This window comes from Bacillus sp. NPDC094106 (assembly GCF_044764345.1).
Lineage (GTDB): Bacteria > Bacillota > Bacilli > Bacillales > Bacillaceae_G > Bacillus_A.
On the sequence record NZ_JBIWHY010000001.1, the window covers coordinates 473,237 to 498,098 of the forward strand.

The window sequence follows — 24,862 nt, forward strand, 5'->3', positions numbered from 1 at the left end:
TATTTTCACCCTTGCATGTGGCAAGAAAAGACCCTGACTGCCGCTCTTCATGGCCAGATGCTCTTGGCCATCTAAACAGAAATGTTTTTTTCAATTTGTATGTATACTGATGAATATAATATTTCATTTTTCACTCTTGTCTCTTCTTACCTTATGTGTTTCTAAATCTGCTAATCTAACTGGAATTGGTAATCTACTTTCCTTTCCAATTAGATTCGATACAATTTGAATACTCGTATCTAAATCTATATTGTTTCCGCAAGAGACAAAAATCGGTTTTACATTCTCTTTCGTTCTTAGAGTTCTTCCATATATCTCTTCATCGATAATAATATCGCTAAAAGCAAACACCTTATTCTCTGGCATAATAAAATCAACACCTTTAATCTTAAGATAACTTTTCGCTACACCGATTGTAGGCTTATGTAAGAAAAAAGCAGCATGTGTCGCAATCCCCATATGTTTATAGTGTAAATAACCATTTCCATCGAACATAAATATATCTGGATCAGAAGTAAGCTTTTTGGTTGCCTCTATTACTAACGGTAACTCACGAAACGCTAAAAAACCTGATATATACGGCACCATTACTTCACCATAACTATAAACTTTCTCCACTACTTCCTTCGTATGATAATGAATAACCACGATACAACAAGCCCCATAGTGCTTATCTTCTTTTTCCCAATAAGCTAAATCTACCCCAGCTATTAATCTCACATCTTCTAAGTGAAAGTTATTTTTCAATTCAATTTGACTCACTAAGCTATCTTGAACTTTAGAAAATTCCTCTTCTGTTTTTAAATGAAATGGATGTACTTCTCTAACTTCCATGTTCTCATCCTCTTTTTTTCTATTTTTGTTGCATTATTGATATGTAACTGCCCCTATGTATTTCATTGTATAAAAATCTTCGTTTTTATTTGTTATTTCACCACTATATTCATAGTTATATATCATAATAATTGTGTTGTATTTCATTTCTAATATATTTGAAGCACATTTTTTCATCTGTGGTATCACAACTTCTTCATAAGAGCACCCTGCTAGTAAGGCTTCTAGATTATCACTTCGTTCTAAATAAAACTCTTTTTCAATAAAGTCCTCATCAATATCATACATACAAATATAAAAGTCTTTTATAAATGGTGATGGTATGGAATCACCATCATCTGTATATTTTATACTGAAATAATCCTCTAAAAAATCTTGAGACTCCATATTTCCTAGCCATAATGAGACCACACCTTCTTTTTCCATGCATACAAACTCCATTCATCTATAATTTTTTCAGCACACAAAAATTATTCTTAAACCTTTTACATACTATACTTCAAAACCAATCACGATCCATTCATCTACTACATCCCAGAAATTAACATTATATTCTGGCTGATCGTTTGTAAACCATAATGTAGCTTTATCATATTTGCAATTGTTATAGTCAATGGCTACATAACCGCCCATTCCACTTTTAAAAAATCCAAAAGTTGTTTTCAAATCAATTTGTAAGGGCTCCTCTAATTCTTCAATAATTCCCCACTCATCATCATCAAAATAAGTAACACATTCCAAAGACACTAATCCCATAGCACCGCTCGCATAATAATAAAATCCATTATGAACTTTTTCATAAAATTCTCGAACTGAAATGGGAATTCTCCCCCATGAAACTTCTAGCACTTTATTATGAAATCTATCCATAGGATTTCCTGCTTCATAATATGCTATCTCACCATCCGGCGTCTCCAGTGTATATAACATCGAATACATACCGTTATTTTCTAGTAACTCCACATTGAAAAGGTGCTCTTCCAAATATGAGATTGTGTTTCTTAATTCTTTCCCTACGTATGTTCTCCAAATCTCTAAAACCATTTTTATTCTCTTGTTTCTATCGTGTTCTTTAAAAATTCCATACCAAATACTAGGTATGGCTTTATGATGTATTTTATCTATTGATTGAAGCTTTACATTTCTTTTATATTTTCTTAGAAATGCAAGTTTTTGTTCCATATAACCATCCCCCTTTCATTTCTACATTTAAAGCATTGAAATGAGTTCTGCTAGACTATTACTAATAACTTCAAAACTTCCTCTTTCATAATCTTCTATCTTCACTTGTCCATTTTCATTATCTACAACTACCAAAAGCCCATTAGGCTCTATACCTATAGGAATATTCTTTAACTCATTATGATGTGCTTCTTTATACCCTTGTAAAGAGGTATAAAAGTCTCGAACCTCAATTCCTGGTATAACAGGATTTAGCTCAATTCCATACTCTAAATAACTACCAGCTAAATCAAAAAACCAGTAAGAATTATAGTATTCTTTAATCGAATGATGTAATTGTACTGCTAATTTCTTTTCTGTATCAGAAAAATCATGAATTACATCTTTTTCTACAGGCTTCCAAAAGATATATCCCTCTGTATCTGGTTCCCCTTCATATATAAAGGACTCTGCTTCTTCTATCCACACAGATTTTGGTAATGAATGATTATAGTCTTTCCATTCCTTAAGTAATTTATGAAAATACTGCTTCATTTCTTCTTTCATTTTTACTTCTCCCAAACCATTATTTATTCTCTACTTATACACTCTCATCGATAATTTCAAATCCACTATACTCAATCAACGCTCTAAACACATCGCTGCCTCCATATGGCCATGCATAGGGATAAAATTCAATTCTTCCAATATTGTTTGATGCCTTTTCACAAGATATCAATTCATATTCCCCACAAGCAAACGCATTAATCATAGATTCAAAATCCCATGGTGTTTCAAGCTTAGGTTCCCTTAAACGTTCTTCAACAGGGGTTTGTTCCCATAAAATCCAGTGGTTATGTAATTCTTCTTCAGTCGGCCACCAAAACTGTTTTAAAACGTCATCCCCAAAATACTCTAACCAAATAGAATCACTGGAATCTATCATCTCCTTTTCTTTCTCTTCCTTAAGTTTGTAAAAAAATTCTCTTAATTTATGAAAGTAAGCTTCTTTGTGTATTAGAAACTCAAAATAGCAATTCGTCATGTACTCACCTCTCTATTTGAATTCTCATTCATATAGTAAGACCATGAAACTATATTTCCCTAAATTATAACATTCCATAATTTGATTATGGTATACTGTCGTTTTATAAGAAAAGCATTTTTATTAAGTTTTGTATAAAAATAAAAAACTCCTACAAGAGCAAGAGTCTTATACACATTATTTAGGTGTTAAAGTTAATCCTTTTCTGTCTATTCCTTCTGTACTAAGCCCAGTAACATGATAACTTCCATTTACCTAGTCTTCTATTTGACCATGATGCCAATCACTTCTTAAATGGATTCTTTGTATAATCATGTACAATACTATGATATCCATCTTCTCTTTTATCAAGAAAAGCTCTTATATTTATAAGCGTTTGGAATCGCTTATAAATATTTCCATTTCCCCTCACTTCTCACTAAAATTTTATCAACGAGTAAATGATCGCCGTCTTCCCAAACCTTTTCTATTATATTTTTCATTTTTTCAATTCCATTACTAGCGTTACAATCACAAAAGACAAGAATATCTCTTGCCGGTATCGCAACAGCTTACTCTATTAACACTTAACTGATTTTGCTTCAATTAAAGCTTGCGAGTGTCTCATATGACTTATCTCAAAATCCTTATTGTTGTTAATGATATAAACAACTTAACGTTGTAAATCCGCATTTTCAGGACGCTACCCCTTTATGAAAAAGTCCCCACACACAGCGTGCAGGTAAAGGAGTGAACCTTTGGTCTGGGTGACCACTATAAATAAAAAACATACCAAATGTATTATTTAAAATTAAGATGGTTTTCAAGTCAGAGGAAGGCACTCGTGAGGGTGTCTTTTTTTCTACCTAAAATCTTGAAAATTTTATATAATAATATTATTATATTTTTTTGTTAAAGAGAGTTAGAAATCATCCTTTTTTATCCAATAACTTGTTAACATACAAGAAGATATTCTATTCAGCTATAAAAAAAGAAAGGAACTATATTATGAATATGGACAAGAAGCTAACGTATTGGCTAGGATCTATTATAGGGGTAATAGTACTTGCATCTGGTATGACTTATGGAATGTTACAGTTTGCTGAAGTACCAATGGATAGTGAGAAGCATGCTTTTGCAGAGTCTGATTATAAAGAAGCACCACCATCGAATGAAGCAGAAATTGAAGGTTCAAATGCACAACTTCACATCACTAAAAGTTCTACTGAAGAAGAAGTTATTTCAGCAATGCATAGCATGACTCATCAAAAAGTAAAAGTGAATGACGGACGGGGAGCAACTCCTATGTCTAAAAAGAATGCAGAAAAAGTAAGAAGCATTCTAAACCAAAATGATTTCAAGATCAAAGAAGAACTATTAGTAATCACTGAAAGATGGGTAAATAGAGATTTTAGTAAAATCGTAGAAGAACATAACTATTTCTGTGAACTTCAAGACAGCAAGATAGGTGAAGCTACAGAAATGGATCCAATAGAAGAGCAAACATTCTCTTTAAATAATTTCGGTGATGAAGTAACAGCCGCTTTACATAAATCAGGAGATCTTTAGTACGTTGGAGAATAATAAACATCTATAAATTATAGTTAGAAGCTTTCCTTTTTGTATTTATCTTTTCTAAATTTCTTCAATACATAGATGTGATCTCAAGTCGAAGGAAGGCACCTGTGGGTGTCTTTTCTTTATTTTCAAAAGGACCTGCTCAATTAATACGTAAAAACATAAAGTAAAATGAATCCGTTAAAATACATGTGTGACCCCTTGTTTTGTCCTCTTATCTAAAGGAGGAACTATTATGGGCTTTGGTGGTAGTTGTGGCGGTTGTGGTGGCTTTGCTGGAGGGTTCGCTTTACTCGTTGTCCTCTTTATATTATTAATCATAGTTGGGGCTGCTTGCTTCTGCTAAAAAACTATCGGAAAAGACACTCATAAGAGTGTCTTTTCTTTAATTTTAAGCAAGTATCATAAAAGCATACAAAACATTGATTATTCCAGAAACTATTCCGATAATAGCAAATACTTTACTAGTACCTATCACTTTTTTATTTAAGCCCAACACTGAAAATACAATAGCTGTAATTCCAACAAGCCCCCACAAGTTAATAAACCAAGCTATTAATCCAGTTATAAAACCAACTAAAGAAAAAACTTCGATACTATTATTTGAGTTTGAATTAGTCATAACATCTCCCCTAAATGTTTTATGACCAAAATCCTCCCCACAATGTCCGCAAAACTTATTGCCGTCATCATTTTCATTCCCACATTGAGTACAATATTTCATAAAATCCCCCCTGAAATTAATATCCGAAAACATACATATCACACCATCATATTCCAATTAATCTACTTCTTATTTTTATTAGTTTATGAACAGTATATAAAATTTAATGATAACAACGTTTTGTTAATACTACCCCATACCCATCAACTTAAGAATTTTATAACACCCCAAAACAAAAAAATCGTACATTTTCACATGAAGATGTCAATTCTCTCGTTTTGGGGGCATTTGCATTTCTTAGCTTGATAGCGATGTGGTACTATCCCATGCCCATCAACCTAATATTATGAAGTAACCCCTAAACATATTATTTTATTGATTTTTATTAACAGACATAAAAATAATTTATTTATTTTATTGATAATTACCAAACATCATTGTAATATGTTTGTATATATGTAAACTAAATTGATTTTCGTTTGATTTTCTCGAAAGAGATAGGAAGTATTAATAACAATAAAATAATGGGTATATCACCTACAAAGAGCTGCAAAAAGAATGGAACCAGTACGGAAAAGATGCTTTCGTGAAAAAATTCGAAAATAAGAATTATTAGCTCTTGAAGAAAAATGACTAGAAAAGTTACAACTAAATGGAGAATAAGGTTATACCAAAAAAGTCCTAAAAGGGGGACAAAATTATGGAACAAAGAAAGTATTCAGTAACACCTCAAGATCGAATGAATTATTTATTAGGTCTTTATTCTGCAGATCAACAAATTAATGCAGTTCTTTATTTTCCTGTAGGTATATCAAAGAAAATACTTGAGCAATCAGTAAGGATAACGTTACAATTGCAGCCGGTTTTGAACAGCCGGTTTGTAGAAAATGATATTCCTTACTGGGAGGAACATTCATCTGGCACTAACTCACCTATTTGCTTTTTTGCAGAAGGAAATAATCAAGAAATTGAAATAATGGCAATAGATTTTATTAAGGAACCTGGTGATCGTATTCAGGGGCCTATGGTTCAAACAAAATTATTACGAGGCACTACAACAGATATGTTAATTGTGAAATTATCTCATCTATGTTCAGATGGTGCAGGAGTCAAGGAATATATTAATTTGCTGGGAGCAATTTATACTCAACTTTCCTTGGAACGATCTAAGGATCAAATTATAAAAGAATTTGGTGAGGGAAATGAGAGTTTTCGAGATCAATCACATGTATTCAAATTTGCTGGAATATCGGACGTAAAAAGTGCGTATCGTCCTAACAAAGAACAACAGGCATCGTTATGGTCTTTTCCATCTCAACCCAACAAAAATAAATCCCCCCAAATGTCCGTACGGCGGTTAAGCCATGAGCAAACTCTACGTCTAACCCAATGGACAAAAGCACAACAGGCTACCTTGAATGATGTAATCATGACTGCATACTTCCGATCTTTATCACATTTCACTGTGTATGCAGAACCTCGCACCGCAGAAAAAATGATCGGTTTAACAATTGATTTACGTCGATATCTGCCTAATTATACAACTGGTGCTATTTGCAACTTATCCGGCATGGAAATGCCAGTGATTAAAATGGAAGATGATGAATCATTTAAGCAGACTCTCGTTCGAATTAAACAATCAATGGATAAAATAAAGTCTCAAAATCCAGGTCTTTCTTCAGCAGCAGGAATGGAGCTATTGGCAGGTATGAAGCTATCTGTGGTGAAGGAAATGTATAATCAGCAATATGAACAGGCTTTACAGATGGGGATGGCTTTGCCATTGCTGACAAATTTCGGGGTGATCGCTGATGAACCTATTCAGTTTGGTGAAGTTCAAGCTGAGGACGGGTATATGACATCACCCATTATGTATGCGCCATTCTTTTCAATGGGTGCAAGCTTTTATAATGGAAGACTTACATTTACGATTGGTTATCATACGCCGGATACATCAAAAGAAAAGGTAGACAAATTTTTAGAAAGCGTTGTTAATCAACTATCATAAATAAAATAAAAGAGAATATAGCGCAAAAATTTCTAGCGGAATTGTATTTTAGGGGCTCGCCCCCATCGCTATCAAGCTAATAAAATAAAATACCCCCTAAAAAAAATACCAATTCACAAATGGATTGGTATTTTTGTTCATCAAATTGAAATTAAATAACTATAAAACTAATCTTTTTCAACTGTATATCTAACTTGTTTAAAGTTTACCATGTCTCCATTTTCAGTATCATCTTTAGTTTGCAAAAGTTGAACTTTTGGCTTGTAGTCCGTCCTATGAGCATCTTTGATATCCTTAATGTTAAGTTTGTAGGGCTCATCATTTTTTATTTTTTGTTCAAATACTTTTTTATTGGCAACAAAAATAAAGGTCACTTTATTTTCATCAATTCCCTCAGCCATAAATTCTAATTGATTATCTTTTGTTGTAATCGTTGGTGTTAATAATTTAACACTCCCGTTTCCAGTTTTCTCTAAGGAATTTTCTGTTATAGCTGAACATCCAGATAATGTGATGCCAGAAAATAGAATAAAACTTAATCCAATTATCTTTTTCATAAAATCACCCCAACCCCAAAAAACTTTTCGACTTCGTCAGTCGTTAGCAGGGGAATAAATTGTCATTCCCAACCCGTTAGAGTGGAACATAGACGATTATCTGTCAACTTATTGAAATTTTACTATGATATGTAATAACAAACAAAGTATATATACTTTAAAAAGATTTTCACCCTTGTTTTTGGGTGTGAGTGCTGGCTAGTCGTGTGGTGGCTAAACCCTACGAACTTAACGCAACTACATATAGGGGTCTTGACGCCAAAACGCGGATAGTATACGCTAAGGAACCGAATTTTTTAGATTGTTGAACTTAATCCCCCGTCAGTGCCATAAGAAAAAGAGTTACCGCAGTAACCCTATTGTTTATAATACACGTCATTGGGAGAAGCTATGGATGAAGAAAGTCAATCTATGAAATTTCCCACAATCTTTTAACCTCCACCAATTCCTGTCCATTGAATTCCATTCTGTATATATCTGGTTTTGACGTCTGTAGTAAAAAATTCAAATCATACTTACTGTCATAATACCCCATCACCAAAGTCATAACAGCTCCATGAGTGCCTAGTACTACTTTCTGTCCTCGATAGGTGTTTAATAATTCTTTTAATACTTTTATAGCACGTTTCTGACAGTCGACATTAGACTCTCCTCCCGTTAAAGAAAAGTCGGGGTCTAAGAATGACTTTTTTATCAAAGGGAATAATTCTTTATCCGACATTCGTTCCTCTTCAGCAATAAAAATTCTCTCTTTTAAGTCTTCAAATACTAAAACTTCTTGTCCTATTTGCTTCGCTAACTGCTGAACAGTTAGAATTGAACGATTGTATGGACTTGAGATAACAACGTCAATTCCCTCACCTTGTAATACATCTGTTATTCGTTGAACTTCTAATTTTCCTTTTTCAGTTAATCCTCTTGTTCTTTCTTTTCCAGATTTTGGTGAATCTCCATGTCTCACCATATATATGAAAGTTTTCATAATTACCTCCAATTTTTTTAGGTTTCTTTATTCCATATATATCTTATATTAATTAAAAAGAACTTTCCCAATGACCATAACTAATACTCACTATAAATCCTTCTGCCTGCGATATCTTAAATACGTTTCTTTACAATTCCTTCTCTACATTTAAAACGTTAATTGATAATTTATGTAAACTTATTTTTATTAAACTCCTCTTTTTGTAATTTTCAAGTTTGTTCGAGTGGAATGGTTCATTTCTTCCGAGTATTTTGGGTAGTGACAGGGTTCTTAATTATACTTTGCGTTCTATGACAACACCCCTGTCACTACCTCTACTAGACAAAAAATGAGGATTCTGCTTTGTAGTGATCCTCATTTTTTTAAAAATTAATAGGACTTAGCCTAATAAAAATACCACCAAATAAAATTTTTATTAGGCCATCTATTACAAAAAAGACATCTAGACTTACGTTAGTAATGTATAATCCTATGATTGCATTGATTGTTAAACTGATTGCTAGAAAAAACATTAATTTCCCATGTACTGGAATGAAAGTTAAAAAATGAATGCCTACAGCTAAAAGAATTAATAACCAGCAAATTCTATAATCATCCGAAAAAAAATTAAAAATGGGAACAACTAAAATAGTCAATAGAATCATTGAAAAATTAGACCATTTTTTTTGCCCCTGTGTTCCAGAACCAACTGCTAATTTCTTCCTGGTTCTAGGGTTTAGTTGCCAAATCATACCTAATGCATAAACAATAATAAAAGGCCGAATATCTGGATAGCCGTTATGTTTTATTAAAAGTAAAAACGTGGCTATTCCAGAAATTATTAACCAAATTCCATTAATCTTTTGTCTAGGATATTTATAGGTTTGTGTTTGTGTTTCCATGTCTTATTCTCCTTCTTCGAACCTTTCAAGTCTTTGTATTAAATGAACCTCTATGAGCTAATTTAGCTAAATTCATACCATCATTCTTCTACCTCGCTTCGAATAATAAAATATAAGATTTCTGGAACATCATAACAAATAGAGTTGTAACTTTTTTGTCACAATTCGTCGAATAGAAAAATAAAAGTCAACTTTTGTCGCAAAAAAAAAAAAAAAAAGACACCCTCAATGAAGTGCCCCCATAAAGTTAGACAGGTATTGCGTTAGGCAGCTTGTTGAGGATGAGCTCGGTATTATACTGGCTTATGCCTTTTAATTTTGTCTGGATTCGCTTGTGATTACATTAACTTGAATAAATTTATAAAAATCACAATTTCTATTTATATGCCATCGTTTACTTTCTGATGTTCGTTTACATGTTTTTTCTTGATTAATATAGCTTTATACAAGGAAGCTATACCTAATACAGCAAATACAATGATTACAGGAATTCGAACCATATGTGGAAGATAACGTGGAAGAAAGAAAAGACGTACTTTTTCGTCTATACTAAGTATTTCAAAAACGAGTGGTACTATACTTTGATGAATTAAAGAAAAGATACCGATAAATACAAGAAGTACAACAACAGCAAGTTTTTTCTTAGGTAATTCAGTCGCTTTATTTTGTACTTTCTTTTCACTATCTTCTCGCCGAGTTTTCATGCCATTCTTCATTTTACCTAGTAATTCAGGACCACTTGATTCAAGCTTTACATAAGCAATGCGGCCAAACCACCAGGCAAAAAACGCTCCAGTACAAATGCCAGTAGGTACACCTATCCATTGTAAGAAATTTAAATGAAGCAATGTCCCAATCCATACAACTACCAAAGCAGGTATAGCAGTTGCTAGTACCACCACCATCATAAGCCAAGTTGTTATAAACATTTTCCCAGCATTCATATCGTCACCGGATACAATAGTACCATGCCCTCGGCGATGAGGATCTGTTATAGGGATTAAGTTAAATACCGAAAACAATACAATAAGACCTGCAGCTCCACCAAGTAATGCAGGAATTAATGCGAACACCCATGGGTAAACCCAAGTAAGTCCGCTAGAAGTGGTGAAAATAACTGTCGCTACAATGGCAACTGGACCGACAACCAGTAACCAAGCTCCTTGTCGACCGCGTACATCGATCCGTTCTGCACCAGGAGTCACCAATGTCAGCCACAATGCACTCCCATCAAAACCATATAAATTACAGGCAAACATACTTGTGAAAACAATCATAATTACTCCTGCCCACGGCATTAAGCCAGGTATACCAGCAATCGTAACTAGGAAGCCATAGAACAGCCCTGTCCATAGACCCATCCGGAGAAAACGACCACGCTGTGGATCTCTTATCCAACATTGTAGTTCCTTAGTCATTATTGCTCCTATTTTAGTTTCTGGAAGGATTCGGAGAACGTTCCTATGATTTTTTGCAGTATTCCAACCTTTGATTTTTGTAAAATTTGTCGCCGTACTTCTTGTCAATAATTTCGCCCATATATATAACAGAAGTCCGCAAAGTATTGTCAGAACAATTAAAGAAACAGAAGCGAATACCCAATTTGATTGACTAGCCTGATCTACAGCAAGTATCGCCCAGCTCGACGGGAAGATGTACAGTACAGTAGAATTTTTTGTTGTTATCCAGTTGATGGCAGAAAGTGCATACCAACCTACGTTTAAAAACGCTATAATAAAACCAATGAGCATCGCTCCAATCTCCATACCGATTCGAGATTTCATCGTCTCGCCCATGATACTAATCACTACTTTTGATAGCAGCACTACAAAGACTAATTGTAAAATAATTGCCGGAACAGCAACTATAATTGCCCCTAGATTAAGCCGTGCTGCGTACAACAAGAGACCCATAAAGGCTACTAGACTAATCAGTGGTCCCAATCCTATAAAAGCTACAACAAGTAATGCCCTAGTCAGTTTATATGAGTTGAGTGGGAGCAGCATGAAATATTCCGGACGTAATAGCCCATCTCCACCGGTGAGCATCGGTCCCATTATCCAACCGATAGTCCATACTGCAAAGACAATGTAAAGAATATCCTTCGATACGGTAGGATAAAAGCCAAAAAGCAGGACAGTTCCAATCGCTAGTAATAGGCCAAATAATCCACCCATAATCAAGAGGACGGCTCTACCTCCATTCATCGAATGCCTAAGTATTGCTAACTTCATTCGGACTAATACACTAACCAAGGCAATTCCCCTCCCTGAGCGGTACGACTGCCTACTAACCGAACGAACGCTTCTTCAAGACTTTGTTCACCACAAACATAATCCATTGTTCCTGACGCAGCCACGCGCCCTTTGGTGATAACAGCGACGTGGTCACACAGTTGTTCAACCAACGCCATAACGTGACTAGAAAATACTACAGAACCACCTGAAGCAACAAATCTCTGTAAAATCTTTTTAATAGTAGCTGCAGAAATAGGGTCTACGGCCTCAAACGGCTCGTCGAGAACAAGCAACTTTGGAGCATGAAGAAGTGCAAGAGCTAGCCCGATTTTTTTACGCATTCCAGTAGAGTAATTGATAACTAGCGTTTGCTCAGCATTGTTCAATTCTAGTACTGTAAGTAGTTCCTCTGTACGATGAGCGACTTTCTTAGCATCCAGCCCTCTCAATAGCCCTATATATGTTAATAGTTCGCGTCCAGTAAGCCTTTCTGGCATAGATAGCCCGTCTGGCAGTACTCCAACCAACATTTTAGCATGTGTTGGATTTCTCCAGACATCGACCCCAAAAATTTTAGCATCCCCACCATCCGGTCTTAGTAATCCTACAGCCATTGACAATGAAGTAGTCTTACCTGCTCCGTTTGGTCCAACCACTCCGTAGAATGAACCACTTGGTACCATCAAGTCAATATGATTAACTGCAATAGACTCGCCGAATCGTTTATACAGATTGAGAAGCTGTAGCGCTGGAGAAGATTCATCAAATGTGGTTTCCAATGATTTTGATTCAAAGATTTTCATAACCTTAGTTCCTCCTTCAGGATTTTATTTCTTTTCGATGGATAACAATCCAGCGCTTTTACAAGTTCTATATCCATTCTACTCTCCTGTACTCATTTATCTACAATACACGTAATCATTTTATACTACTCTTTTTTTACCAACGCCCAAATTCCATACTGATTATAAAACAATTCATCTTCTGAAAAATGTCTACACTCCGTATGCTGTAATATAAAATGAGGACTATTTGCATCTATACTGAATGTAGAATGATCTGTCAAACTGGGCTTTTCTATAAGATTATATGAAAACTCCCGCCACTTATCTCCTCCGGATCTTGAAGTGGAGGTTTCTCGTGTATCACCTTCAAGAGATGCTTAACACGAGTGGAGTTGACACAGCTGCCTGATGGCACAACCCCTCTATTCCATCGGCAAATGCCTTTGGAACTGCTTTTTTTTAGATATTATAGGAACCATTCACATCTGCGTTCAGTAGTTTGTTCTCTTTCGTACGATACAAGCCACGTTTGATACGTTTTCCACTGAATGCAGGAATGTCTTTCTCACCGTAAGTAGGAATCTCATCATTGTCTAGAAAGGATGCCTTGCTTGTATACGATTCTTCTACGACTTGTACCATTATGCCCTGTCGCTTCGCCTTGTAGTTGATCATTTCAATGAATAGATTATGCGGGATATGGCAGAAGGATTGATTCTGTCCTTTTCCCATATCACTGCTTTGTTTCCATGATGTATTTTTCCCAATGACAATCATAGAGATCTCATGTTGAACTGCGAAATGAACAATATGGCAACTCATTTTGTGAAAGAGATCTTTTATTTTGACAAACCGTTTTTCATGAAGCCTCTCTAAACGCCTTGATGTATGTGGTCCTTCTTTGGGTTCTTTTCCATGTCGAAGAATACTCAGTAAACGCGCCTTTTATTTGTTGTAGTATTGATTGATGCTTTTGATCACATTGCCCTTTACTAACACAGGTATGATTCCTGTATTCGTTGTGATAGTTGCAATGTTATGAATCCCTAAATCAATACTCATATAGCGATTATTGTCCACATGCTTAAGTGCTGGCTCAGATTGTTCTGTCACAATTTCAATTTTAAACTTCCCATAAGCAGAAGAAACACGTACCTCTTTGAGATTATCAATCCGTCCAAACAATTTACCTATATTTAATTTTATGCTTGTTTTTGGAAAACGAATGTACTTATCTTGGAGTTTACATACTTGATTCGTGAAGACAACTTCTCTCATAGATGATTTGATATATTTGGGAATGCGAGGTCTGCCCGTAAAAGTGGAATGATGTTTCTGATATGCTTTCATGGAAGCGAAGAATGATTTCCAATTTTGATATAACTTCTTCATAACCGCTTGATTCACTTGCGATGGTAGATTTATATAGTCTTGTTGCTTCATTGTTTTAAACAAACAATCTAGGAAATTATAGGATAGGAATGATTTCTCTTTTGTCGGTAACGTAAACAGATTACATTTGATTTCTTTCCGTTCTTCTACCAGCTTTTCTTTCTGCTTTTGCACACGTTTTTGATACGCATGAAGTTGATTTTTATTTATGATTTCATATATGCTTGTAATGTATGGAGAACTCCTTGTTGAAGGGGCTGTAGAGTTTTCTCTGTACGTAAAGCCGTATACACTTGGCGAATGTAGAAGTTTGTTGTATTGTAGAGTTTTTTTGCATTTTGACACATTTCCATGAAGTAGGCGTACAATTTATGACCTTTCTTGATCCAAATTTGATAGGTTGCATATTCTTTTCCTTTTGTCATCCTGTTCACCACCTTCTTTTCTTCATGATACTACAAAATAGCCAAAAAGAACATATATTCGCCGTGCTACAAAAATATTTTTACAAATTCGATGGCAATTCATCTCCACCTTAAACTGGGCTATGCCCTGCACGTTTTGAAGATGGAGTTTTCTTGCCAATTTTCCGACAAAAAGCCCCCTTTAGACAAACTATATCCAAAAGGGGTGACACTTCGCATCTTTTTATAAATATCTCGACTTTCTTTCAAATCTACAAATATATCATTAAACATCTAAAAAACTATGAATTATTTTGAATAATAACAATTAATATCAATTTTATAAGTATTTATCCATTTAAAATTTCCCCACCATTCACGTGCAGAATTTGTCCTGATATGTAAGAGGCATCATCGGAAGCCAAGAATACATAAGCAGGTGCCACTTCAAACGGTTGACCGGCTCGCTGCATAGGAACATGGTCTCCAAATGTGGCAAGCCATTCTGGAGGTAAGGAAGATGGAATTAATGGAGTCCAAATTGGTCCTGGGGCCACACCATTAACTCGAATCCCTTGCGATGCTAGTGACAATGACAGCGAACGTGTAAATGAAACAATAGCCCCTTTAGATGCTGCGTAGTCAATTGCATCTTGATCTCCATCATAGGCACTAAGGGATGTTGTATTTATTATGGAGCTTCCTGAATTCATATATGGCAAAGCTGCTTTCGTAAGAATAAACTGAGAAAAAACATTTGTGTGAAAGGTACTTGCTCGTTGGTTCGAATCTACATCAAGTAGACTGTTCCTTATGTATAGTACACCGGCATTATTCACCAAAATGTCAATACGGCCAAATTGGCAAATTGTTTGCATTACTGCTTGTTGGCAATGCTGCTCATACCCAATATCACCTGGAATAGTAATGCAACTACGTCCGTACTTTTTGACATAGAACTCCGTTTCTTTTGCATCGCTGTGTTCATTTAGGTATGAGATTGCTATGTCTGCCCCCTCTTTCGCGAAGGCTACAGCGACAGCTCTCCCAATTCCACTATCCCCACCAGTTATAAGCGCTACCTTATTTATAAGCTTACCTGCTGGTTTGTAATTGGGGTTATCAAATATAGGTCTGGGTATCATTAATGATTCAATGCCAGGTTTACTTTGTTGTTGAGGCGGGAAACCCATCACATACACCCCTCTCGGCATTTTTCTATAATGTATTATGATATTCGGGAAAATATATCCTTTTCAAAAAATTAAATAGAGGAAGTGAAGGTGTTGTTTTCGAGGTGAGGATTTTTTCAACAAAACACACTATTATACTCTTATTATTAGTCTATAGACGTTTCATTACATTATAAGCGCAGTATACTTTGATAATAAAAATACATTCGACAATATTATTCTCCCCACTCTTCATAAACAGCCGCACCAGCAAAAACAAGTTGTCCATTTTCAACAACGTTCACTTCTTCAATATCTTCGTTATGTTCAAAATCATAAACTTTAATTACTGCGTTATAACTCTCTGACATATGTTTACCATAATAATCTATGAATTGAGATACAATTCTTTCATTATAAGACGCACCTTCTAACAACAACTGCAAAGAGGTGGTTGAAATATCAATAAATGCGATTTCCAATAGGTCTTCATTGTAATCTATAAAATCAATTTGAAAATCTCTCATAAATTGTGATTGGATTCTATCTCCCTGTTCATCAAATTTTATTTCCACATATTTTTGCAACATTTCTTTACTCTTGAAATTCCCTAGCCATAGAGACATTACACCTGGATTTTCGATATTAATCCCTCCTCAAACTTTTCAAATTTCACATTTCATAAAAAGCTTTTTAGATATTTCATAGTACTTTCTTTGTCTACTCGTTCAATCTTTTCACAATATAAAATGAACTTCTCTACTAACTCTTTGTTTATACTTTTGATTTCATGAAAATTATCTAAAAAATGTTGTACTAAATCTTCATCTACATTCTCGATTGGAGAAGGTAAGTACTTTTCTTTTTGATGTAAATATGCTTGCCAATCAGTATAAGCTACCGCATCAACAATACAATTCCAAACAGCCTCTTGCAAATTCCCTTTATCCATTTCCATTCGTATAAATAATCCAGAAAATTCTGTTCCATCGTCTAGCAAGTAATAGATTTTATCTCCTGATTTTTGTTTGTATTCACGCCACTCCCAACAAATAATCATTGTTTCTTTAGCTTCTTCATATCCAGAAGAGTGTGACAATACATCAATCACTATTTCACTTAACCCTAGTAGAAAACCTGCTTGTTTATCAGCATTTAAATTTTTAAAACGATTTAACAATGAGATCGCTCCTTTAAAGCTTTACTTCTAAATCTAATTACTCACCGTTCGTCAAAATAGATTATTTCATATTCATTATGTTTCAGGTATATAAACTATCATTTTTCCTTTTGGATACTCACCTTTCCACCCACAAGGCCAGCCACCAAGTTTATAGACATTAAAAATCCTCTCATAAAAATTATCCGTTTTTCCATTTACTAAACGATTTAGTGCACACATCTCAAAGTCTCTTTCTACTTCTTCAAAAATATCTATATAACTTATAGAAATGAAATCCTGAGAATAGTTCTGTACATTAGAAAAAACTTCATATAACATATCTTTTTGAGTTTCCATGCTTGGATTATAAGTCCCTTCTAATACATTTGCACTTTCTTCAGATTTGATATCATCCCAGACTATCTGAACCATATCTAAATCTTGAGACCAAGCTAATTCTTGTGCAATATTAAAATCATGAATAACTTCTATATCATTTAACAAAGAATATATCTCAGTATTTCTTATATCGAATAAATTCTGTTTTTGTATAAACTCGATTACTTCTTCTACTAATTTTGTGTGTTCCCCATACTTCATTTATTTCCGCCTCTTTCCTTTAACATCTAAACATAATACTCCTCATTCACTGACTCGTATTATTACAAATCCTTTTCTTAACTATTCATAAAATTCACGCCTTTATTCAGCGAGATTTTCAAGTTCCTCATACCAAAATGTATTCTTTTCTACAGCCTTTTGATCGATACGCTTTAATTCATTTTCAAACCAGCTACACACTGATTCAGGAATTTCATTATCTAAAAAAGCAAATTCACCATTTAATTGGATCGCTTCATCAATTAACTTCGAAAACAATAGAAGGCTTTCTGCAAATTGATGAATGGAAGAATTAATGAAAATTTCTTCATAGTTGTTGTCGTGATGTAAATAGACTACCTTATTTGTTCTTTCATCAATACAAAGAGGATCTCCAGAACCAGTTGTTCCTATCAACCAATAAAACTCAAAATCTTTTGGCATGCCAAATTTTTGATTTACATTCTGCATTGGTTCAGTTACGCTATCAAACTCTATAAATGGAGTAGCCGATGCCGGAAGACCAGCTGCACTTAAAAACCTTCTCGTATCATTAGAGAAATTTGTATGCCGCAACATATCTCCATCCAATTTGTTTAATGGCCCGTCTCTTTTTTCATTCCATCTATCACAAAACTCTTTAGGTGAAATCATCTAAATACCCCTTTCCTTTTTTCATGCAGGTTCCTTCTCCTCTTTATAAGTCCTAATCTTTATGAAAAAGATTTATCTCTTCATTCCAAAAGCTATTATGATTCAGGCAATCCCCATCAATTTCAATGAATTTTTCTATCATAACTTCTAAATCTTCCTTCTTACATTCTCTATTCAAATATGCATGTCTACCATTAGCTTCTTTTATTCTCTTTATGAACTCACTATATTCCAAAATACATTCAGCTAATTGGGGTATGGATTGATTTACATATACTTCTTCCATTGTTTCATGATCTACATATACGACTATTCCTGAAGGTTCTTTAATGGATAAAATATTTCCTTCACCTGTAAACCCTAAATATATATTCCTCTCATAACTTACATCTACATTATATTTTTCCTTTAAGGTTAATAAGCTTCCATTTTTTGTTGATTCAAAATTCAAAAACGGCGCTGCAGATTCAGGTAATCCAGCCTTTAATAAAAAATGTTTACATGCTACAGGTATATCTAAATTTTTGAGTTTATCTTCTTCATAATGAACGAATGGATATACTTTTTGGTTCCATCTTTTTCGAAATTCATTGGGATTCATCAATTTAAACTCTTCCTTCCATGCAAATATAGCTTTTCGTCTAGCAATAATACTCCTCTTCCATTCTATTGAAATCAATCATTTCCCTAATCGCGAACTCAAGCCATTCCCAAAAATCACCGAATTCCTTTCTCTGTTCAAATCCTTCTGTAGCGAAGTCATGAACCACTTGCACCTTTTGTCCTTTTCCAAATTCAAAGCAGGCAATGTCATCATTATCATCTCTTCTAGCAAAAGGAACTAATTTTCTATTTGGATACCTTTCTTTCAAATCAAGAAAGCGTCTTGTTGCCTGCGCCGATTCCATCATATACCATAAATCAAAATCCACTAAATGTAATTCAATTGCTTTTCTATATGCTTCTGGATATTCAAACTCATCTATCTTAATAAAATAGCTCCCCACTCAAATTCCCGCTTTCGAGTTTATTTTCAGTAAAACAAAGATAAAGCTTTTCTACTACTCGTTTATCTTCAAATACTTCCTCTTCAGTATCAAAAAGAATAAATCATGTTATTCTTTTTAGTGCTGAAGGATTATAATCAATCTCTACTTCTTCAAGACCTTCCAATACTTTATGTATTCTATTAGATAAATCTCTTATTTCTTCTTGTGTTAATTCCCCCACTGCATCTAGTGGATTAAACTTGCTTAATCTCTTTGTTATACCTTTTATATACCCAACGAAAACTTTGTCATGAGATAACAATATTTCACCTACAGCTGTATCAACAATTACGTCTTCTATTTCTCCGAGATTTATATACTCATAACAAGTTCTCGCAATTGCATCTCTCTGTCCTCTATTCATAGTAAAAAAATCATTATAGGTTTCATTGATGGCTTCAAACAATTCGTTGTATTCCCAGTTTTCCATTTTAGATTCCTCCATTAAGTGTTAATTATCATGTTAAATTTGAAGTAATTGTTTAGACATGAAAAGCTAAATCTAATTTAAAATCACCATGCTTTGTTCGCCTATCATCTTGATTGTCTACCACTACATTTTACAATCCTAGCAATTTTCAAATCAAAAAACTTGAAAGGCATTGTCCAATCAAGTTTTTTTACTACTGTTTATTTAAAAATTTATGGATACTCACTAGCCACTAGAATATGAAAGAATATATTTTTTATGGAAAGATATTTGATAAAGAGTTTTGATATAAAAAAAGAATCTTTGCAATGTTTTTGTGTATTATCACTGGATGTTCTTCGCACGCAAGTAAGGATTTAAAGTGATTTGAGAATTTAGACGAAACAATTACTAGTGGTATTAAAAAAGAAAAAAAGAAGATATCTTAGGAGAAATTGAAAATAATATCGTAACCCCGACCTGTTATCATGGTCGGGGTTGTATTTGATAAATAATCGTTTTAACAACAATCCCAGTTATACAAAACATTAGAGAAGTTTAAGTTTCGCAAATCTTCTTCTTTAATAAAGAAATTTGCAACACCTGAGTCTCCCCACATAATATCATTTTCTCCATCATCTGTATCAATTTGTAAAAGAAGAATATCGTAACCAGAATAATTTGTTTCTCGTTCTCTCGGATCAGTTTGTGTGAAGCACGGATATCCTCCTATTTTATGCCCAGCTCCACTTAAATACTCACCACACACATCCCACATATCAAAAATTTCTCCATCGACTTCCACTTCTTCATCTAAGTCTATGACTCCCTCAATTAACTCTTCGAAACGATAATCAGTCATACTCATTGCTTCGTATTTTAATTGAAAGGACAGCTTGTACTCTTCTGTAAATGGAAGCATATCTTTATCAATCTCATCCATATAAGCAAAATCCGTCACAAGCAAGGACTCATCTGTAATAACGTTTTCATAGTATACTGTTCGGAAATTTTTCTGATTCGTTTGTTCATCAAAGTCAATGCCATAAACATCATCTTCATATGAAATGAAAAACTGTAAAATTCCCTTTTCAGGCATATTTTCTAGTTTTGGAATATCTGTAAAATTCAGCTGTGCTAATAGCATCATGACTTTCCCATTCTCATCTTTTGGATGTTCTGCTGTTAATGGCAGATACGGATAACCTCCAAATTTACTTTGAGACAAAGAGGTATTCCCTTTATGCGCAGTAACCTGTATATACGATCGTATTGTGTTTTCTAATTCATCTTTATATGGCTGTAAAATCAACGGAAATTCAAAATGAGTTTTCAAATAAATCCATCCCCTTTCAATATGTTTTCTCACACGATAAAAAGAACGTACGTTCCTTATATAAATTGTATAATATTCACTAAATTAATTGCAAGGAAAAACACAATTTCTCAAATAGAAATTGTGCTTTCCCTTTCTCATGACATAACAAATTGCAAAAGCTCCCTATTCATCTTCACTCTTTCTTCTATAAATAAACCGTGGCCACTATTTTCAAATGGAACGATCTTAGAATTTTGAGATGGGAGTATTACCGCCCGTTAATACGGGATGAACCGGCTTCAACTTCCCCTTATACGGATATAATGGTGCCTAGTCGATGCTTCCAACTCCTTGTCGTTACGAAGTTCTAAAGCTTATTTAGACCCTGCAATGGAGTAACAAAAGACATAGCTTGAGCAAAAAATTTTCTAATCATTGAAGGCTCCAAAGCATCCGTGCTTTAGAAGGCTGTTTATTCAAAAAACAAATATAAGTTGCTAGGTTTTATAACTTCATCCCCTGCATACATGACCCATTCCGTTAAGTTTTCGAAATCTAGATTGTATGAAGTTCCTTCAGTCATATGTTCAATAAAATATGGATGGTTAATGAGGACTCCGTTGATGTTGTCTTCTGTAATGTTCTTCATTTCAAACCACATGTGTTCACTTTTGTCTTCTTCATAATGAATACCAAATTTGGAAAGGAAATGAAAATTCTCATTGTTTTGTTCAATGTTAAAAATGTTGGCGAAATACCCAAAGCTGCTTTTCGCATTGTAAGCCATTCGATCTGTTTCAGCATTTGTTTTGTAGAACATCAATCCTGTATTCTCTTTTTGTTCGTTGAAAAAGCTTTCAATATATCCTTCTTCCGCATTAAAATAAAACAATACAACAGATGGAAGCTGATGGTATTCGTCCCGAGCGTCCATACCTCCAAGAAATAATTTATTTGCATCCGTTGGTTGAATGGATGCTTCTTCCTCTTCAATCGAGGTTAATTGCGTAATACTCGTTTTATGCCCAATATAAGATAGGCCTTTTTCCCACGGAACGGCTACGGTATGTATCGTACCTTGCTGACTTTGTGCTATAATTACAGGCTCGTTAATCGGGACATGTCCATTTTCAATTGCGTTATTAGCAAATGTTTGAAAGAGGTCGGGAATACCGTAGTAAGAAGAAATACGGTTTGGGATGATTAATTCCACTTCCGTTACTCCCGCTCTTAAAAGCCCATGTGTATGAAACCAATATTGCGTAGGTTCGCCATCTTTACCATCTTCATAAACTGAATGAATGACATATAAGTCAGGGATGTCGGGTAATAATTCATTTTTAACGTGATATTCAATGTATCTTCTAGATAGTACTTTCATTGCTGCACTCGAGTCAATGACAAATAATAAGTCAGGTGCAAGCTGCCATAAAAATTGCAATTGGTGGTAAAAACAACTGAGCACATCACCTGCAAAAAGCGTACGTGTAAAGATTTCAGTTCCTAGAGAAGCACTTTCAAAAATATCATCTATTATCGTGGAATCTTGTCTGTTGTATAGTTTGTATTCTTCTGCATCTCTCGTTACATCAATATGTATTTCATACGGTATAACTTCCTCATCCATATGCAATTCCGCAAAAAGGCTCGTCTCATCACTATAAACAATTTTCAACTCGTCTACTGTTGTAGCAACACTTTCTAATCGTCGTTTCAACTGATCCAGCGTAAGTTTTTCTGGTATAACAGCAATCATATCCGAAAAATGACGTTCTAACGTTCCTTTCATTGCTGCACGATATTCTTCCGTTTGCACTTCCATTCACACTCTCTCCCATCCAAATTTGATTGATTATACCTTAAAAATTTAATTAATTATAACTACCAATCACAAATTATTCCTCGTATACAACTTCCCATATAAATTAAATTTCCACTTTTGAATTTACTTTCATGATTATTTTTTTATCAGTAACACAAAATTTTATCCTTCTTACAGGATTTTCACTGAAGTATATTCAGTAGAAAGTTAATATAAATAGAACGATTAATCTTTAGATCAATCGCTCATACCTCACTTATTTTTATCATGTATCGTTCATATCTATACTAATCTAACATTTCATCTAATCTATAATAGAGGTACTTATGAAAGTCATCAAACTTTTCCTCTTCAACTTCTTCATTCATGCTTCTTTTCCATAAAGAATGAAAATTAGTTTGAGGTAAAAAATTCAGAACTTAGGTGTTCACAATACTCTCTTATTAATTTCCATTCATCATTTTGTTCTTTCCTGAATCTCTGAACGAATAATTTTACTACATCTATAAATTCTCCGTCCATTTCAAAGGTTACCCAAAACGTTGCAATTACTTCATTTTCAGATGCAGGTGTAATATGCAATTCTTTAAAGTGCCATTTCGGATCATGACCTTCATAATGTTTATATGCTTGTACCCAACCATTACTAGTTTCCTCGTACCCCCAATCCGAAATACTAGGCCCAGGTCCTACCCACCGTACTGCTATATCCGTTGACATAAAGGCATTCATATCCCTTGCGTTACAACCATTCCATACTTTTTGATAACGAATAAAAAATTTCTGGAAATCTTCAATTAAAGTTGTTGTAGAAGACATTTAAAAACCTCCTCATGAAATACAGTTCACCAAATATATTAACACAAAAAACTGAATGTTTCGAATATTACCGATAAGACAGATTATGTAAGTGAAAAGTCTTTTTAGATTTTTAAAGGAGATTTCCTAGGTGCTAGATACATCGACTACTAATCAATTAGATTATATTAATTGATTATATACTATTTGTTTTTTACGATACGATTGGTATATACAGGTAAACAAGGAGGATATTATGAAAAATATTCTCGAATAGGAAAAATATTCTTTGTTTTCGGATTAATCCTAGTGTTTTGGGGACTTGTGATGCTTAATGTAATTAATGGAATTAATCTGTTTGAACATACAAATAAGATATTATCTTTTAGTGTTCTTATCTTAGGAATAATCTTTTGTATTGCATCTAATTTTTTTAAACAACCTAAAAGGTAAAATGTTTTCTAATAAATGAGATGAATTTGTTTGAAAAAGAAAAAGCACCTTGATTTCAGAGAAGGTGCTTTAGTAATTATATTTGTTTTTTATATATTGACACCTGTATAGTTATAAAATTTACAATATCATTAACATTCTTTTTTGAATGACCTTGTAGCCTATATGCATATCAATATTTTCCTATATCTCTTTTTATTTCTCAAAATGAGCCATACCAAAATTTTCATTAAATCTCTTACACCATATAGAAACTAAACCATATGCATCGATATCTACGTCTTCAGGAATTTCATAGTTTTGAGATCCCTTGTTTCCCTTTAACTTACCTAATTCAATATACTGATAGTTTTTAACATCTTCATTATTTTTTAAACTTTTCACAGGAAGCAATACCACTCGAACATCTGGACCATTAGAAGTTTCAAAATTGATTTCTTTTGTATATAATGCTTTATTCAAGATGTTGTTTTTAATACAAAGGCTCTGGTGAACCACCCGCCACTTAACGTCCTAACGGACTGTTTGAAGTGGGGGCTTCTCGGTTAGTCGTTACTTTTGATAGCTAACGAATTAGTCCTAAGACAGCCGAGCTAACCCCCTTGTTCCAAAGGTTATTTTATTGCTATTTATGCTAATGCTAATAGGCGTATTGCTTCATTTTTGATATTGATAGCTGAGTTATAATCTCTATCGAGATTTACACCGCATATACAAGAATATACTCGTTCAGACAATGACATATTTTTTACATTTCCACAACTGCTACATGTTTTTGTGGAAGGAAACCATTTGTCTATTTTCACAAGTTGTTTTCCTTGTTCGTTTAGTTTATAAGCTAAGAAAGAAGTGAGCATACCCCAACCATTATCAGCGATACTCTTTCCAAAATTAAGTGCTTGCGACATTCCTTTC

General features: G+C 34.0%; 27 protein-coding genes and 2 pseudogenes. 4 read left to right on the plus strand and 25 right to left on the minus strand.

Annotated features, from left to right (window positions below):
• Window positions 1-123 precede the first annotated feature (123 nt).
• The 5 genes from ACIQ7L_RS02600 to ACIQ7L_RS02620 all read right to left on the minus strand — a co-directional run bounded on the left by ACIQ7L_RS02600 (window position 124) and on the right by ACIQ7L_RS02620 (window position 3,040).
• Complete coding sequence (locus ACIQ7L_RS02600; protein WP_400566238.1) at window positions 124-834, minus strand: endonuclease V; 711 nt, start codon at window positions 832-834, stop codon at window positions 124-126.
• Window positions 835-867: 33 nt separating this feature from the next.
• A complete protein-coding gene (locus ACIQ7L_RS02605) occupies window positions 868-1,260 on the minus strand; it encodes an immunity 22 family protein (RefSeq protein ID WP_400566239.1) in 393 nt (130 codons plus the stop codon).
• A 66-nt stretch (window positions 1,261-1,326) separates the two neighbouring features.
• Window positions 1,327-2,016: an SMI1/KNR4 family protein gene (locus ACIQ7L_RS02610; protein ID WP_400566242.1), complete on the minus strand. Its 690-nt coding sequence runs from the start codon at window positions 2,014-2,016 to the stop codon at window positions 1,327-1,329.
• Window positions 2,017-2,043: 27 nt separating this feature from the next.
• The gene (locus ACIQ7L_RS02615; protein WP_400566245.1) at window positions 2,044-2,562 is read right to left on the minus strand and encodes a SecY-interacting protein Syd; all 519 of its coding nucleotides are present in this window, start codon (window positions 2,560-2,562) and stop codon (window positions 2,044-2,046) included.
• A 34-nt stretch (window positions 2,563-2,596) separates the two neighbouring features.
• The gene (locus ACIQ7L_RS02620) at window positions 2,597-3,040 is read right to left on the minus strand and encodes a hypothetical protein (protein WP_400566247.1); all 444 of its coding nucleotides are present in this window, start codon (window positions 3,038-3,040) and stop codon (window positions 2,597-2,599) included.
• A gap of 993 nt (window positions 3,041-4,033) precedes the next feature.
• Here ACIQ7L_RS02620 and ACIQ7L_RS02625 point away from each other — a divergent pair.
• Together ACIQ7L_RS02625 and ACIQ7L_RS02630 are read left to right on the plus strand one after the other, a co-directional pair.
• Window positions 4,034-4,588 carry a PRK06770 family protein gene (locus ACIQ7L_RS02625; RefSeq protein WP_400566339.1) on the plus strand — a complete coding sequence of 185 codons (555 nt, stop codon included), beginning with the start codon at window positions 4,034-4,036 and terminating at the stop codon, window positions 4,586-4,588.
• Between the two features lie 244 nt (window positions 4,589-4,832).
• Window positions 4,833-4,943: a YjcZ family sporulation protein gene (locus tag ACIQ7L_RS02630; RefSeq protein WP_400566250.1), complete on the plus strand. Its 111-nt coding sequence runs from the start codon at window positions 4,833-4,835 to the stop codon at window positions 4,941-4,943.
• A gap of 45 nt (window positions 4,944-4,988) precedes the next feature.
• On the opposite strand, the gene ACIQ7L_RS02635 is transcribed toward ACIQ7L_RS02630, so the two are convergent.
• The gene (locus ACIQ7L_RS02635) at window positions 4,989-5,321 is read right to left on the minus strand and encodes a zinc-ribbon domain-containing protein (protein WP_400566253.1); all 333 of its coding nucleotides are present in this window, start codon (window positions 5,319-5,321) and stop codon (window positions 4,989-4,991) included.
• 640 nt (window positions 5,322-5,961) lie between these two features.
• Between ACIQ7L_RS02635 and ACIQ7L_RS02640 the strand changes: the two genes are divergently transcribed.
• On the plus strand, window positions 5,962-7,269 hold the full coding sequence (locus tag ACIQ7L_RS02640; RefSeq protein WP_400566255.1) for a condensation domain-containing protein: 1,308 nt from the start codon (window positions 5,962-5,964) through the stop codon (window positions 7,267-7,269).
• Between the two features lie 167 nt (window positions 7,270-7,436).
• Here the strand turns inward: ACIQ7L_RS02640 and ACIQ7L_RS02645 are convergent, their stop codons facing one another.
• The 17 genes and pseudogenes from ACIQ7L_RS02645 to ACIQ7L_RS02725 all read right to left on the minus strand — a co-directional run bounded on the left by ACIQ7L_RS02645 (window position 7,437) and on the right by ACIQ7L_RS02725 (window position 23,515).
• Window positions 7,437-7,826 carry a hypothetical protein gene (locus tag ACIQ7L_RS02645; RefSeq protein ID WP_400566257.1) on the minus strand — a complete coding sequence of 130 codons (390 nt, stop codon included), beginning with the start codon at window positions 7,824-7,826 and terminating at the stop codon, window positions 7,437-7,439.
• Between the two features lie 409 nt (window positions 7,827-8,235).
• Window positions 8,236-8,808: a histidine phosphatase family protein gene (locus ACIQ7L_RS02650; RefSeq protein WP_400566260.1), complete on the minus strand. Its 573-nt coding sequence runs from the start codon at window positions 8,806-8,808 to the stop codon at window positions 8,236-8,238.
• A gap of 365 nt (window positions 8,809-9,173) precedes the next feature.
• Entirely contained in the window at window positions 9,174-9,692 is a 519-nt protein-coding gene (locus ACIQ7L_RS02655; protein WP_400566262.1) for a DUF6609 family protein, read from the minus strand.
• 380 nt (window positions 9,693-10,072) lie between these two features.
• Complete coding sequence (locus ACIQ7L_RS02660) at window positions 10,073-11,947, minus strand: hypothetical protein (RefSeq protein WP_400566265.1); 1,875 nt, start codon at window positions 11,945-11,947, stop codon at window positions 10,073-10,075.
• Window positions 11,932-12,732: an ABC transporter ATP-binding protein gene (locus ACIQ7L_RS02665; protein ID WP_400566267.1), complete on the minus strand. Its 801-nt coding sequence runs from the start codon at window positions 12,730-12,732 to the stop codon at window positions 11,932-11,934. Before ACIQ7L_RS02665 ends, ACIQ7L_RS02660 begins: the two co-directional genes overlap by 16 nt.
• Before the next feature lie 348 nt (window positions 12,733-13,080).
• Window positions 13,081-14,531, minus strand: a pseudogene (locus ACIQ7L_RS02670) (RNA-guided endonuclease InsQ/TnpB family protein).
• Between the two features lie 329 nt (window positions 14,532-14,860).
• Complete coding sequence (locus ACIQ7L_RS02675; protein ID WP_400566269.1) at window positions 14,861-15,703, minus strand: SDR family oxidoreductase; 843 nt, start codon at window positions 15,701-15,703, stop codon at window positions 14,861-14,863.
• Between the two features lie 215 nt (window positions 15,704-15,918).
• A complete protein-coding gene (locus ACIQ7L_RS02680; RefSeq protein WP_400566341.1) occupies window positions 15,919-16,326 on the minus strand; it encodes an immunity 22 family protein in 408 nt (135 codons plus the stop codon).
• Window positions 16,327-16,361: 35 nt separating this feature from the next.
• Entirely contained in the window at window positions 16,362-16,862 is a 501-nt protein-coding gene (locus ACIQ7L_RS02685; RefSeq protein ID WP_400566271.1) for an Imm6 family immunity protein, read from the minus strand.
• Between the two features lie 75 nt (window positions 16,863-16,937).
• The gene (locus ACIQ7L_RS02690) at window positions 16,938-17,444 is read right to left on the minus strand and encodes a cytoplasmic protein (RefSeq protein ID WP_400566273.1); all 507 of its coding nucleotides are present in this window, start codon (window positions 17,442-17,444) and stop codon (window positions 16,938-16,940) included.
• Window positions 17,445-17,546: 102 nt separating this feature from the next.
• Window positions 17,547-18,098: an SUKH-4 family immunity protein gene (locus tag ACIQ7L_RS02695; protein ID WP_400566274.1), complete on the minus strand. Its 552-nt coding sequence runs from the start codon at window positions 18,096-18,098 to the stop codon at window positions 17,547-17,549.
• Between the two features lie 52 nt (window positions 18,099-18,150).
• Window positions 18,151-18,777: an SUKH-4 family immunity protein gene (locus tag ACIQ7L_RS02700; protein ID WP_400566276.1), complete on the minus strand. Its 627-nt coding sequence runs from the start codon at window positions 18,775-18,777 to the stop codon at window positions 18,151-18,153.
• Entirely contained in the window at window positions 18,740-19,105 is a 366-nt protein-coding gene (locus ACIQ7L_RS02705) for a hypothetical protein (protein WP_400566278.1), read from the minus strand. The genes ACIQ7L_RS02700 and ACIQ7L_RS02705 overlap by 38 nt, the downstream gene beginning before the upstream one ends.
• 103 nt (window positions 19,106-19,208) lie before the next feature.
• Complete coding sequence (locus ACIQ7L_RS02710) at window positions 19,209-19,577, minus strand: Imm3 family immunity protein (RefSeq protein ID WP_400566281.1); 369 nt, start codon at window positions 19,575-19,577, stop codon at window positions 19,209-19,211.
• Between the two features lie 499 nt (window positions 19,578-20,076).
• Complete coding sequence (locus tag ACIQ7L_RS02715; RefSeq protein ID WP_400566283.1) at window positions 20,077-20,892, minus strand: YwqG family protein; 816 nt, start codon at window positions 20,890-20,892, stop codon at window positions 20,077-20,079.
• 454 nt (window positions 20,893-21,346) lie between these two features.
• Window positions 21,347-22,696 (minus strand): DUF4026 domain-containing protein, encoded by a 1,350-nt coding sequence (locus ACIQ7L_RS02720; protein ID WP_400566286.1) that lies wholly within the window; start codon window positions 22,694-22,696, stop codon window positions 21,347-21,349.
• Between the two features lie 393 nt (window positions 22,697-23,089).
• Complete coding sequence (locus tag ACIQ7L_RS02725; protein WP_400566288.1) at window positions 23,090-23,515, minus strand: Cif family virulence factor; 426 nt, start codon at window positions 23,513-23,515, stop codon at window positions 23,090-23,092.
• 204 nt (window positions 23,516-23,719) lie between these two features.
• Between ACIQ7L_RS02725 and ACIQ7L_RS02730 the strand changes: the two genes are divergently transcribed.
• Window positions 23,720-23,947, plus strand: coding sequence for a hypothetical protein (locus ACIQ7L_RS02730; protein WP_400566343.1), 228 nt, complete (start codon window positions 23,720-23,722; stop codon window positions 23,945-23,947).
• A gap of 195 nt (window positions 23,948-24,142) precedes the next feature.
• Here the strand turns inward: ACIQ7L_RS02730 and ACIQ7L_RS02735 are convergent.
• Together ACIQ7L_RS02735 and ACIQ7L_RS02740 are read right to left on the minus strand one after the other, a co-directional pair.
• Window positions 24,143-24,379 (minus strand): annotated as a pseudogene (locus ACIQ7L_RS02735) (DM13 domain-containing protein); the annotation flags it as partial.
• 197 nt (window positions 24,380-24,576) lie between these two features.
• Window positions 24,577-24,862, minus strand: a 286-nt coding sequence (locus tag ACIQ7L_RS02740) for an RNA-guided endonuclease InsQ/TnpB family protein (protein ID WP_400566289.1), incomplete at its 5' end; no start/stop codon positions are given.